The organism is Micromonospora tarensis (assembly GCF_016803395.1).
In the GTDB taxonomy this organism is placed as follows: Bacteria; Actinomycetota; Actinomycetes; order Mycobacteriales; family Micromonosporaceae; genus Micromonospora; species Micromonospora tarensis.
In genome coordinates this window covers 1-12,750 of sequence record NZ_JAEVHL010000190.1, presented here as the reverse complement: position 1 = coordinate 12,750, position 12,750 = coordinate 1, and the positions used below count along the sequence as shown (strand labels likewise).

Below are 12,750 nucleotides of genomic sequence, written 5' to 3'. Positions count from 1 at the left end.
CCGCGGCCGGTCGGTCGCCGGACGCCCCTGGCGGTGCGCGGCGTCCCAGGTCAACGCGAGCAGTACGCCCACCGCGGCGGCGACCACCAGCGCCAGGCGGGTCGGCATCATCATCTCGACCAACGGCAGGTCGTCCGACACGTACGACCAGGGGCCGGGGATGTCGGTCTCCACCCCGTCGAAACGCACCCACGGCCCGATCGAGGCCACGGTGAAGACGACGATCAGCACCGCGACGATCCGGGTGGCCAGCGAACGGCGCACGAGCAGCACCAGCGCCACCAGCGAGAGCAGCACCAGTGGCCAGCCGAACCAGGTGTTCTGCTCGGTCAGCCCGATCGTCTTCTCCACCTCGGGGTCACCGGCCCAGGTGTCCCGGGCGAAGGTGACGAAGGCGACCAGGTCCTCGCCCCAGTTGTGGAAGACGCCACCCTGTAGGCCCCGGTAGGACTGCGGGCCGTTGAACTGGAACCAGATCGGGTACGCGGTGAGCACCAGGGTCAGCCCACCGGCGACGCCGAGCCCGGCCAGGAAGGTGCCGGCGGCGGCCCGGGTGGCCCGGGGCCGCTGCACGGCGTACGCCAGCACGACGACCAGGCAGGCCAACGCGGTGAGCAGCAGCATCTCCTCGTTGATGAAGATCTGGTACGTCACCAACGCCCCGAGCAGCAGCCCGTTGCGCCGCCAGCGACCCGGCTCACCGAGGCGGAGCACCCGCACCACGATCAGCGGCAGCAGGAAGTTGGACACGAAGTTGGGCTGACCGTTGGCGTGGTGGATGACGCCCGGCGCGAAGCCGAGGAACGCGCCGCCGACGAAGGCCGCCGCCCGGGAGCGCACCAGGTGGCGGGAGAGCATCCAGTAGCCGGTGCCCGCGGTGGCGGCCAGGGCCGCACCCAGGTAGAGCGCGTACATCACCTGGGGGCCGAGCAGCACGGTCAGCGGGGCCAGCGGCAGTGTCACCCCGAGCAGCGAGGTGTTGGCCATCATGTTCACCCCGTCCGGGGCGTTCTGTTGGGCCGTGAAGAGCGGGTTCTCCAGGTGCCGCACCGAGTACGCGCCGTGCGCGAACAACCACTCGAACCAGCTGTGGTCGGTGGGCAGGTGCGAGGAGACCCGGCCGGTGACGTCACCCCAGTAGTTGAGGCAGACGAAGACGCCGAGCAGCACATAGGCTCCGAGGGCCAGCAGGTCGGCTCGGGCCGGGCGGCGTCGGGGCCGTCGTGTCGACGACTCGACCTCGACCGGGTCGGCGTCGGTTACGGGATTCAGCGAAGGGTTTACCACCGGCACAGCCACGACGCGCCATCGTACAGGCGCGGGTGCGTCGCTTTTGCCGGACCGGTCGGCCCGCGGTCGGTTTGCCGGACGTTGCTCCGGAACGGAAAGGGACGGTAGTTGTCGATCATCGAGCTGGGCGAGGTCCGGGACGAGCCGGCAGCGGTGCCGTCGACCCGTCGGCCGCGCGCCGTCGGCCGGCCGTCACGCGGCGCCGCGGTGCTGGTGCTCGCGCTGGTGGTGCTGGCCGGCGCCACCCCGGTGCCGCAGCGGACGGTGCACGTGGTGCCGGCGTCGCCCAGGGCCACCACGTACCTCGCCGGGGACAGCGTCTTCGTGGTCGACCCGCCGACACCCGATGGCGACCGGTACCTGACCGCGTACGCCCAGCCGACGGCGAACGGCACGGTCCGGCGGCGGTGGCAGGCGCCGCTCGCCCGGCACGGCGACTACCTCGGTGTCCGGGTGGAGCGGGGGCTGGTGTTGGCGATGGAGGTCGCCGCGCCGAACCGGCTGTTCCAGACCGCCGCCTACGACGCCGTGACGGGCCAGCAGCGTTGGCGGCAGCCGGGCGCCACCCAGTCGACTGTCGACGGTGGCCTGCTGCTGACGAACGTCCGGGAGGACGGGTCGAGCACGATGAGCAGGGTCCAGCCCGACTCAGGTCAGCTGCTCTGGTCGATGCCGATTCCGTCGCCCGCCAATCCCTCCTACCATCTTGTCGAGGGCCGGGTCGACCAGTTCGTGCTCCTTGAGCCGACCGGCGAGGTGCGGGTGCACGACGCCGGCACCGGACGGTTGCTGCGCAGCGTGGACACGCTGTCCGGGGACCGGGCGGCGTTCCAGCGGATGCAGGTCGTCGACGACCTGCTGCTGCTCGTCCCACCCGGCAGTGCCCGGCTGGTGGGCTACGGGCTGGCCGAGCTGGAGCCATTGTGGACGGTCGAGGTGCCGTTGGTGGCCTATGCGGTGAGCTGCGCCGGTCTGCTCTGCGCGATACCGGAGACCGGCGGCCTCCAGGTGCTCGACCCGACCAGCGGCGTGCTGCGCTGGTCGGACCGAAGCCAGGACGCAGTGGTCGGCGTCCGGCACGGCCGGCTGCTGATGGCCAAGCCCGGCCGGGGATACACGGCGCGGGACGCGGCGACCGGGCAGAATCGGGTCGAGTTGGGTGAATGGGTGCTGACGCCGTTGCTCCGGCCGGACGATCCGCTGGTCGGCATGCGGCGGGGGGACAACGGTCGACTGACGGTCGCCGAACTGGACCTGGTGGCCGGCCGGGCCCGGGTCGTCGACGTGCTGCCGGGCATCGCCGGCAGTTGTCAGGCGTCCCTGCCGGTCCTGCTCTGCCAGCGCGTCGACGGCACGACCGCGCTGTGGCGGTTGGCGCGGTGACCGGGCCGGTGATCGACCTCGGCGTGTTGCGGCACGGAGCGGAGCCGGACCCGGACCCGTCGCCCCGTCTCTCCCGCCCACCCCGCGCCAACGGTCGGCGGCTGCGCTGCGCGTTGGTGCTGCTACTCGTGCTGGTCACCCTCGGTGCCGCCGCCGCACCACCGCCCCGACGAGCTGTGGTGACGCTGCCGGTGCCGCCCGGGGCCGACGTGCTGGTCGACGGTGACCTGCTGTTGAGCATCGAATCGACGGGCGCTTCGACGCTGCGACGGCGGCTGGCCGCGTACCGGCTGCCCGAGGGCGTGCCGCTCTGGCAGGCGCCGCTGTCGGCGGAGGCCCGGTACTGGGGGCTGACTCTGCTCGACGGGATGGTGCTGGTCACCGGGTACGAGATCGGCCCTGGCGGTCGGGGGACCCTGACCATCGCGCTGGACCGGGCGACCGGCGCGTACCGGTGGCAGCAGCCGGGCAGCGGCACCGAGTTGGCCGACGGCAACCTGCTGTTGCAGTCCGGCGGCGAGGGTGAGCCGGTCGGCCTCCGGGTGGTCGATCCCTGCTGCGGCACCGTGCGGTGGCAGGTGCCCCCAACCGCCGACGTCGAGATCCAGCACGCCGGGCAGCGGGCGAACCGGGTGGTGCTCTACCGGAGGAACGGGCCGACCGAGGTACGCGACGCGGCCACCGGGGCGGTGCTGGCGCGCGCCGACCTCCGGCCACCCGGCCAGGGGCCGCTCGACTTCGCGCAGGTGCTGGGCGATCTGCTGGTGACCATGGGCGGGGAGCCCTCCACGGTCACCGCGTACGGGCTGGACCGGCTGGACCGGCGCTGGAGCGTCACTGTCGGTCCGGTCGAGTTCGCCACGGACTGTGGCGTCGTCCTGTGCCTGCGTACCGGCGCCAACGAACTGTGGGCGATCGACCCTACGACAGGCGTGACGCGTTGGCGCAGCGACCGCTGGCGGTGGGGCTGGTCGTACGACGGTCGACTGATGGTCAGCGCGGACGGCGGTGGTCCGCTGGAGCGGTACCTGGTGCTCGACGCGCTGACCGGTCGGCAGTTGGCCGACCTGGGCCAGTGGCAGCTGTACCAGCTCGGTGTCGGCGGAAAACTGCTCGGCACCCGCCGGCACCCCGACGCCGGGGTGCTGGTCGGCGAGTTGGACATCCGCGCCGGAACGGTGCGCGTCCGCGACGTGGTGCCGGCGGCCACCGGGGAGTGTCAGGCGATCACCGGCAACCTGCTGTGCGCCACGCCGGACGGGTCGTACCAGCTCTGGGCGTTGCCGGACTGATCACCAGTTCGGCTGGGCCGGCGGCGTGGGCAGCGGCACCGACGCGGGCCGCAGCACGTACGCCACGCCGCCGCTGCCGCGCTGCCAGACCAGCTCGAACCGCTGCCGGGGCACGGTACGACGGACCGAGTCGTCGTCCGGGGCGTACGGGTCGTTGAGCACCGGGTCACCGCCGGCGGTGAAGCCGACGAGCACCATCAGGTGTCCCTTGGTGTCGTACCCGAGCCCCGGCACCTCGTCGGCCCGGAACGCGGCGGAGACGATCAGCGGGATGCCGGCCGCGATGAACGCCTCCGCCTCGGCCAGCGACCGCAGCCGGGTGACGAACGCGTCCACCCCGTGCAGACCGGCGTACGCGGTGTTGAACGGCCAGTTGCCGGCTCCGGCGTACGCGTGGTCGTAGCAGTGGCGGGCGGCGTGCACCACCGCCGGACGCGGGCCAGGTGGCTTCACCCAGGCGTAGTGCTCCGGCGCGGGCCCGACACCCCAGTAGGCGAGCACCATAGTGGTGCAGGTGGGGCTGCACCAGGAGTCGCCACCACCACCCCACTGCGGGTACTGGCCGGCGTGCAGCCGCTGTGAGTAGCGGGGCACGTCCAGCACCCGGCCACGGGCGGCGGAGGAGGCGGGCAGCGGCGCGTCGATCGGGCCGGGTAGCGCGGGGCCGGTGGCGACCGCGCCGATGCTGCGCAGCACCGGGCCGGTCGGGCTGCCGGGTGGCCGGCACAGAGTCACCCGGGCCTGCCAACCGGTGACCGTGGCCCCGGTCACGACCAGGGTGTCGGTGTCGACCCGGGCGTCGTCGTCGCGCTGTCCGGGCACCGAGGTGCGATGTATCGCCTGATCGTCGGCGGCCCAGCGGGCCAGCCGGTACCAGCCGGTGCGGGGCTCGTCGTCGTGCCAACCGCGCAGGTCGACCTCGATCCAACAGCCGTCCGGGGTGTGCGCGGTCCAGGACGGCACCACCTCGGCGACGGCGAAACCGATCCGAACCGGTGGTGACGTCCAGACGCCACGCTTGTCGACACCGCTGAGGGTGAGCCCTCCCGGGGTGGCGAGCAGGCCGTCGGCGCTGCCGGTCGTGGTGTCCGCCGGCAGCTGGAAACCCCGGTAGACGATGTCCCTCCGGGTGGGTGGTGCCGCGATGGTCATGCCTGGTCCGCCCGTCGCTCGGTGCCGCCGGACAGCATCGCGTACGCCGCACCGGTCCGCAACGGCGACCGGCGCGGGCGGCGAGGGACGATGGTTGCCGGCTGGCACTAGGTTGTCGGTGGTCAGCAGCGAGGAGGCCGGGGATGCGGGTACTGGTGGTGGAGGACGAGCGCAACCTCGCCGACGCGATCGCGCGCGGGTTGCGCAAGCGGGGGATGGCGGTCGACGTGGCGTACGACGGCGACGCCGGCCACGAGGCCGCGTTCGTCACCCGGTATGACGTGGTGGTGCTGGACCGCGACCTGCCCGGGGTGCACGGCGACCAGATCTGCGCCGACCTGGCGGCCTCGGGCGCGCTGACCCGGGTGCTGATGCTCACCGCGAGTGGCACGGTGGCCGACCGGGTGGAGGGGTTGCAGCTCGGCGCGGACGACTACCTGCCCAAACCGTTCGCCTTCGACGAGTTGGTCGCCCGGGTGCTGGCGCTGGGCCGGCGGGCCACCCCGGCCGCGCCGCCGGTGCTGGAACTGGCCGACCTGGTGCTCGACCCGGCCCGCCGGGTGGCCACCCGTGCCGGGATGCCGGTTGACCTCACCAACAAGGAGTTCGGGGTGCTCAGCGAGCTGCTGAAGGCGCGCGGCGCGGTGGTGTCCAGTGAGGAGTTGCTGGAACGGGTCTGGGACGCCAACACCGACCCGTTCACCACCATCGTCCGGGTCACCGTGATGACCCTGCGCAAGAAGCTCGGCGACCCGCCGTTGATCGAGACGGTGGTCGGCGCGGGCTACCGCACCGCCGAGGTCGGCGCGTGAGCCGCCGGTTGCGACCCACCCTGCGGTTACGGCTGACAGTGCTCAACGGGGTGCTGCTGATCGGCGCCGGAGCGATCCTGGTGCTGCTGGCCTGGCTGCTGGTCCGTGACGCGTTGCGCCCCACCGACGAGTTGGTGCCCGGCACGACAGTGCTGCTCTCCGACGGCCGACAGCTGGACGCCGCCGAGTGGCAGCGGCAGTTGGTCGACGCCGCCTCCGGGGAGCTGCTGGCCAAGGGGCTGGTCGCGCTGTTGGCGATCAGCGTGGTCGGGGTGGCCGGGGCGTACGCGGTGGCGGGTCGGGCGCTGCGCCCACTGCACCAGGTGACCGCCACCGCGCAGCGGCTCGGCGAGGCGACCCTGGACCAGCGGATCGGCTACTCGGGCGCCGACGACGAGGTGGCCGAGTTGGCCAAGACGTTCGACGCGATGCTGGACCGGATCGCGTCCGCGTTCGAGGCGCAGAAACGGTTCGTGGCGAACGCCTCGCACGAGCTGCGTACCCCGCTCGCCGTGATGCGGACGGAGATCGACGTGACGCTCAGCGACGACGACGCGGACGCCGCCGAGTACCGGCGGATGGCGACAGTGGTCCGGGACGCCTCCGAGCGGGCCAACGGTCTGGTGGACGCGCTGCTGGTGCTGGCTCGCAGCGAGGCGCAGGCCGGGCGGCGGCTGGGCCGGCGGACCGAGTGCGACCTCGCCGCCGGCACCGCCAACGCGCTGTCGGCGATGCGCCGCGAGGTGGAACGGATCGGCCTGCGGGTGCAGACGTCGCTACAGCCGGCGCCGGTGGTCGGCGACCCCGGTCTGCTGGACCGGCTGGCCGGCAATCTCATCGAGAACGCGGTCCGCTACAACCATCTGCACGGCCGGCTCTGGGTGCGTACCGGCACCGACGGTGACCGATCCTGGCTGGTGGTGGGCAACACCGGCTTCGAGGTGGACCAGGCCGACGTCCCGGGGCTGTTCGAGCCGTTCCGACGCGGTGGCCGGGAACGCACCGGCGCCCGCGGATCCGGCCTGGGGCTGTCCATCGTCCGGGCGGTCTGCGACGCGCACGGCGGCACGGTACGGGTTGTCGCGCAGTCCGGCGGTGGTCTGGAGGTGACGGTGACCCTGCCGTCGGCGGACGCCAGCGTGGTGCCCGGCGCGGTGTCCACCGCCGGCTGAGCGGGGTTGCGCGGCGCGCTTCGCCGATGGCAAGATCGCGTGGTCAGCTCGAGGTGAAGGGGGGTGCGTCGATGTCCAGCATGTCCAGCTCCGCGCCCCGGGTGCACGTCGGCTGACTTCCGGCGGCGGAGCGTCCCATCCAGCACGGAGGGAAAACCCGTGTATCCACGGATCCGCAGCATCAGTTTCGACTGCCACGACACGTACGCCCTGGCCGGCTTCTGGTCGGCGGTGCTCGGCTACGCCCGGCACCCCGAGGACGCCCCGGGCGAACCGGAGGGGGCCCTGCTACCGCCGGACGACGCCGCCCCGAACCTGTTCTTTCAGCGGGTGCCGGAGGACAAGGTGACCAAGAACCGGCTGCACGTCTGCCTGGAACCGGCCGACCGGACCAGGGACGAGGAGGTGGAACGGGTGCTCGGCCTCGGGGCCACCATGGTCGCCGACCGACGGAACGCCGACGGTACGGGTTGGGCGGTGCTCGCCGACCCGGAGGGGAACGAGTTCTGCGTGGTACGCAGCGCCGGGGAGCGTGTCACCACCACCACTGTGGAGGACCAGCTGTGAGTTCGATCATCCACAACATCAGCATCGACTGTTCCGACACGTACGCGCTGGCCGGTTTCTGGTCACAGGTCTTCGACTGCCCCCGGCAGCCCGACGACTTCCCCGGTGACCCGGAGGCGATGCTCCTGCCGCCGGGCGGTCCGGAGGTGCTGTTCATCGCGGTGCCCGAGGGCAAGGCGGTGAAGAACCGGCTGCACCTGGACCTGCAACCCGCCGACCGCACCCGGGCCGAGGAGGTCGAGCGACTGCTCGGCATCGGCGCGACGCTGGTCGCCGACCAGGTCAGCCCGACCGGTGGGGGCTGGGTGGTGCTGGCCGACCCGGAAGGCAACGAGTTCTGCGTGCTCGGCAACGCGGCCGAGCGGGCGGCGGCAGCGGCGGCCCGGGCCGCCGCCGCGCAGGTTGCCGAACCAGCCTGACCGCTGGCGTACGACACCGGGCCCCCGGCCACCCTCGGGTGGTCGGGGCCCCGGTGGTCCGGCTCAGGAGCGCTGCTCGACCTGGCCCCGGATCGTGGTGAACTCGGTCTTCGCCTGGTCGGCGGACTTGAAGTACATCACCACCATGCCCAGGCTGCCCCGGTCGGCCCAGATGCAGATGCCCAGCGGCACGGTCTCGGCGGTGCCGTCGCCGCAGCGCGCCTCACCGCCGAGCGGGCCCGCCTCGACGGCCTTCATGTTGGTCACGGTCAGCTGCTTGGAGAGCCCGTCCACGGCGTCGTCGAGCTCCTTCTTCGGGTCCGCCATCAGCCCCGACACGCCCGCGATCATGACGAGGTCCCGCTTGGCCGGGTCGCCGTAGAAGGCGCCCACCGTGCTGGTCTCGTTCTGCGCCTGCGACTTCATCCCGGCGACCAGATCGTCGGCGGCCGACTGGAGCTCCGGGTCGGTGAGCTTGGGTCGGCCGGCGAGGGTGGCCGGCGCGACCACCCGGGTCTTGGTGGCGTCGACGACGTCGCCCACGTCGTCCTTCACGGTGAGCCAGGTGATGGCTACGCCGCCCAGGCAGAGCACCAGCACCACGGCCAGCACTATCAACACGATCTTGCCGACGTTCGACTTCTTCGCCGGAGGCGGGCCGGCGGGCAGGTTCGGGTCGCCGTACGGCTGGCCGACCTGCGCGGGCGGGAAGCCCTGCTGCTGCGGCCAGCCACCGGGTTGCCCCTGCTGCTGCGGCGGCGGCCAGCTTGCGGGTTGCCCTGCTGCTGCGGCGGCTGCGGCCAGCCACCGGGTTGTCCCTGCTGCGGCGGCGGCCAACCGCCGGGCTGCTGCGGGTTACCCGGGTGCTGGGGCGGGTTGGACGAATCGTGCGGCGGCCCGTAGGGATTGGCCGGCGGCTGGGACATCAGTCAGCTCCAAGATGGGGGTGCGAAACGCGTGATCTTAACGCGCTGTGGAGCCCACCGTTGTCCCTGCGTAGACCCGGTCTCCGTGGTCGCTGATCACAAACGGTCGCGGTGGTCGGCCCGTCCAGGAAGGTTGGTCCGACCACCGCGGCGGTGCGGTAACGAAAGGTCAGGCGGTCAGGCTCGCCGCCCCGCGCGGCAGGAACCGCTGACCGGTGACCCGCTCGGAGGTGCCGGTCCGGTCCAGGTACGGCGTGACGCCGCCCAGGTGGAACGGCCAACCGGCACCGAGGATCATGCAGAGGTCGATGTCCTGCGCCTCGGCGACCACGCCCTCGTCCAGCATCAGCCGGATCTCCTGGGCGAGCGCGTCGAGCGCGTTCTGGCGTACCTGCTCCTCGGTGAGCGGCTGGTCACCGACCACGAGCAGCTTCGCGACCTCATCGTTGATCTGGTCGTCGACCACGATCGACTGGCCCGAGTCGGCGATCCGCCTGAGGTTCTCGCTGACCCCGAACCGGTCCGGGAACGCCGCGTGCAGGGTACCGCCCACGTGGTAGGCCACGGCCGGCCCGACCAGCTGGAGCAGGGCGAGCGGGCGCATCGGCAGGCCCAGCGGGTCCAGTGCGCTGTTCGCCACGTCCAGCGGGGTGCCCGCGTCGACGGCCGCGAAGACGGTGCCCAGGAAGCGGGTGAGCAGCCGATTCACCACGAACGCCGGGGCGTCCTTGACCAGCACGCTCGACTTCTTCAACTGCTTGCCGACCGCGAACGCGGTGGCCAGGGTGGCGTCGTCGGTCCGCTCGCCCCGGACGATCTCCAGCAGCGGCAGCACCGCCACCGGGTTGAAGAAGTGGAAGCCGACCACCCGCTCGGGGTGCTCCAGCTCGGCGGCCATCTCGGTGATCGACAGCGAGCTGGTGTTGGTGGCGAGCACCGCCTCCGGGGAGACGATCTTCTCCAGCTCGGCCCAGACCTGCTTCTTGACGGCCAGGTCCTCGAAGACCGCCTCGATGACGAAGTCGGCGTCCGCGAAGGCGCTCTTGTCGACAACGCCGCTGACCAGGCCGTACAGCTTGGCTGCGGTGTTCTTGTCCATCCGGCCCTTGGTGACGGCCTTCTCGATCTGGGTGTGCACGTAGCCGACGCCCTTGTCCACCCGGGACTGGTCGAGGTCCGTCATCACCACCGGCACCTGGAGGCGGCGGGCGAACAGCAGCGCCAACTGGCTGGCCATCAGACCCGCGCCGACGATGCCGACCTTGGTGATGGTGCGGGCCAGGCCCTTGTCCGGCGCGCCGGCCGGCCGCTTGGCCCGCCGCTGCACCAGGTCAAAGGCGTACAGGCCGCTGCGCAGCTCCTCGGAGAAGACCAGGTCCGCGAGGGCCTCGTCCTCGGCGGCGGTGCCGGCGGCGAAGTCGCCGTCCTTCGCCGTCTCCAGCAGGTCCAGCGCCTTGTACGCGGCCGGAACCGCGCCGTGCAGCCGCTGGTTCAGCGTCTCCCGGGCGAAGTAGAGCACGCCCGCCCACATGTCCTTGTCGACAGCGGGCCGGGTCACGCTGACCTCGCCGCGCACCACACCGGCGGCCCATTCGAGGGACCGCTCCAGGAAGTCAGCCGGCTCCAGCAGCACGTCGGCGATGCCCAGCTCGGCGGCCTGCTTCGGCCTGAGCATCTTGTTCTGCATGAGTGGGTTCTGGATGATCACCTGGGTGGCGGCGGGGATGCCGATCAGGTTCGGCAGCAGCTGGGTGCCGCCCCAGCCGGGAACCAGGCCCAGCGACACCTCGGGCAGGGCCAGCGCCGCCGCGCCGCCGGAGAGCGTCCGGTAGTGGCAGTGCAGCGCCAGCTCCAGGCCGCCGCCCATCGCCGCGCCGTTGACGAACGCGAAGGTCGGCACCGTGCTGTCCTTGAGCCGGGCGAAGACCCGGTGGCCGAGCCGGCCGATCTCCAGCGCCTGCGCGCGGTCGGCGAGCTGCGGCAGGCCGACGATGTCCGCGCCCACGCAGAAGATGTACGGCTTGCCGGTGACCGCGATGAACGCCGGATCGGCGGCGAGCGCGGCGGTGATCGCCTCGTCCAGGCTGGTCAGCCCGGCCGGACCGAAGGTGTTCGGCTTGGTGTGGTCGAAGCCGTTGTCCAGCGTGATCAGGGCGGCCGGTCGGTCCAGCCCCGGTACGTTCACCTGACGCAGCAGCGCCCGGGTGACGACCTCGTTCGGTGCCTTCACAGTGCCATCTTCGGTTCGCGACCGCGGGGCTCGCAGGCCCGGCTCACTCCTCGCGCTCACTTGTCGCCCTCCGTCCAGTGCGGGTTCTCCCAGATGACCGTGCCGCCCATGCCGATGCCGATGCACATCGCGGTGACGCCGTAGCGGACCTCGGGGTGCTCGGCGAACTGGCGGGCCAGCTGCGTCATCAGCCGTACGCCGGACGAGGCGAGGGGGTGGCCGATGGCGATCGCGCCGCCCCACTGGTTGACCCGCGGATCGTCGTCGGCGATGCCGAAGTGGTCGAGGAAGGCGAGCACCTGCACGGCGAACGCCTCGTTCAGCTCGAACAGGCCGATGTCGTCGATGCTCAGCCCGGCCAGGCGCAGCGCCTTCTCGGTCGACGGGATCGGGCCGACCCCCATCACCTCGGGCTCGACGCCGACGAAACCGAACGACACCAGCCGCATCGCGACCGGCAGGCCCAGTTCGCGGGCGGTCGCCTCGTCGGCGAGCAGGCTCGCGGTGGCGCCGTCGTTCAGGCCGGCCGCGTTGCCCGCGGTGACCTTGCCGTGTGGGCGGAACGGGGTCTTCAGGGTGCCCAGCTTCTCCAGCGAGGTGTCCCGGGGTGCCTCGTCCACAGTGGCCAGACCCCAGCCGCCCTCCGCGTCGCGGATCGACATCGGCACCAGGTCGTCCTGGAGCTTGCCGTTGGCGTACGCCTTCGCGGTCTTCTGCTGCGAGGCGAGCGCGAACGCGTCGGTGCGCGCCTTGGTGATGTGCGGGACCAGGTCGTGCAGGTTCTCCGCGGTGGCGCCCATGACCAGCGCCGACGGGTCCACCAGCTGCTCCGCGACGATGCGCGGGTTGGGGTCGACGCCCTCACCCATCGGGTGGCGGCCCATGTGCTCGACGCCACCGGCGATGGCGACGTCGTACGCGCCCATGGCGATGCCGCTGGCCACGGTGGTGACCGCGGTCATCGCGCCCGCGCACATCCGGTCGATGGCGAACCCGGGGACGGTCTTGGGTAGCCCGGCCAGCAGGGCTGCGGTACGGCCGATGGTGAGGCCCTGGTCACCGATCTGGGTGGTGGCCGCGATGGCGACCTCCTCGACCCGCTCCGGCGGCAGCTGCGGGTTGCGGCGCAGGAGCTCCCGGATGCAGCGGATCACCAGGTCGTCGGCGCGGGTGTTGGCGTACATGCCACCCGCCTTGCCGAACGGGGTACGGACGCCGTCGACGAAGACGACGTCGCGAACTTCACGGGGCACTTGAGCCTCCTATTCGACCGTGATTCGGCCTTCGCGCCGGGCGGGCACGCCGGACCGAACAAGGGTCGCCGACACGGGCACGTTTCCCTCGGATGCTACTCGCCAGTAACCAGCCGCGCCCGCACCCCCCGCTGTGGCCCACCCCACACCGGGCACGACCGCCGGCGCTCGGTCGATCATGAAGCTGTTGTCGGGACACGCCGGTCCCGGCTGGCAACAACTTCATGATCAACCGCAGCTGGGGTGGGGTGGGG

General features: G+C 72.0%; 11 protein-coding genes. 6 read left to right on the top strand and 5 right to left on the bottom strand.

All coding sequences use genetic code 11. The features are described from left to right. A partial coding sequence (locus tag JM949_RS26765) for a hypothetical protein (protein ID WP_238433947.1) occupies positions 1–1,272 on the bottom strand: 1,272 nt, incomplete at its 3' end. Between the two features lie 126 nt (positions 1,273–1,398). On the opposite strand from JM949_RS26765, the gene JM949_RS26760 reads away from it, so the two are divergent. After that, positions 1,399–2,673 (top strand): outer membrane protein assembly factor BamB family protein, encoded by a 1,275-nt coding sequence (locus JM949_RS26760; protein WP_203151017.1) that lies wholly within the window; start codon positions 1,399–1,401, stop codon positions 2,671–2,673. Then, positions 2,670–3,965, top strand: a complete 1,296-nt coding sequence (locus tag JM949_RS26755; RefSeq protein ID WP_203151016.1) for an outer membrane protein assembly factor BamB family protein — start codon at positions 2,670–2,672, stop codon at positions 3,963–3,965. Before JM949_RS26760 ends, JM949_RS26755 begins: the two co-directional genes overlap by 4 nt. Here the strand turns inward: JM949_RS26755 and JM949_RS26750 are convergent, their stop codons facing one another. Further along, positions 3,966–5,117: a peptidase C39 family protein gene (locus tag JM949_RS26750; RefSeq protein ID WP_238433942.1), complete on the bottom strand. Its 1,152-nt coding sequence runs from the start codon at positions 5,115–5,117 to the stop codon at positions 3,966–3,968. It abuts the gene before it with no gap. A 143-nt stretch (positions 5,118–5,260) separates the two neighbouring features. On the opposite strand from JM949_RS26750, the gene JM949_RS26745 reads away from it, so the two are divergent. The 4 genes from JM949_RS26745 to JM949_RS26730 all read left to right on the top strand — a co-directional run bounded on the left by JM949_RS26745 (position 5,261) and on the right by JM949_RS26730 (position 8,087). Further along, positions 5,261–5,929, top strand: a complete 669-nt coding sequence (locus tag JM949_RS26745) for a response regulator transcription factor (protein ID WP_203151015.1) — start codon at positions 5,261–5,263, stop codon at positions 5,927–5,929. Next, positions 5,926–7,101: a sensor histidine kinase gene (locus JM949_RS26740; protein WP_203151014.1), complete on the top strand. Its 1,176-nt coding sequence runs from the start codon at positions 5,926–5,928 to the stop codon at positions 7,099–7,101. The genes JM949_RS26745 and JM949_RS26740 overlap by 4 nt, the downstream gene beginning before the upstream one ends. Before the next feature lie 159 nt (positions 7,102–7,260). After that, positions 7,261–7,668: a VOC family protein gene (locus tag JM949_RS26735; protein WP_203151013.1), complete on the top strand. Its 408-nt coding sequence runs from the start codon at positions 7,261–7,263 to the stop codon at positions 7,666–7,668. Beyond that, positions 7,665–8,087, top strand: coding sequence for a VOC family protein (locus JM949_RS26730; RefSeq protein ID WP_203151012.1), 423 nt, complete (start codon positions 7,665–7,667; stop codon positions 8,085–8,087). Before JM949_RS26735 ends, JM949_RS26730 begins: the two co-directional genes overlap by 4 nt. A 63-nt stretch (positions 8,088–8,150) precedes the next feature. Here JM949_RS26730 and JM949_RS26725 read toward each other — a convergent pair whose 3' ends face one another. From JM949_RS26725 to JM949_RS26715, 3 genes are all read right to left on the bottom strand, one after another. Continuing rightward, positions 8,151–8,924: a hypothetical protein gene (locus JM949_RS26725; protein WP_238433941.1), complete on the bottom strand. Its 774-nt coding sequence runs from the start codon at positions 8,922–8,924 to the stop codon at positions 8,151–8,153. A 258-nt stretch (positions 8,925–9,182) separates the two neighbouring features. Beyond that, positions 9,183–11,279, bottom strand: coding sequence for a 3-hydroxyacyl-CoA dehydrogenase NAD-binding domain-containing protein (locus tag JM949_RS26720; protein WP_203151018.1), 2,097 nt, complete (start codon positions 11,277–11,279; stop codon positions 9,183–9,185). A gap of 20 nt (positions 11,280–11,299) precedes the next feature. Beyond that, positions 11,300–12,496, bottom strand: coding sequence for a thiolase family protein (locus tag JM949_RS26715; protein ID WP_203151011.1), 1,197 nt, complete (start codon positions 12,494–12,496; stop codon positions 11,300–11,302). Positions 12,497–12,750: the final 254 nt, after the last annotated feature.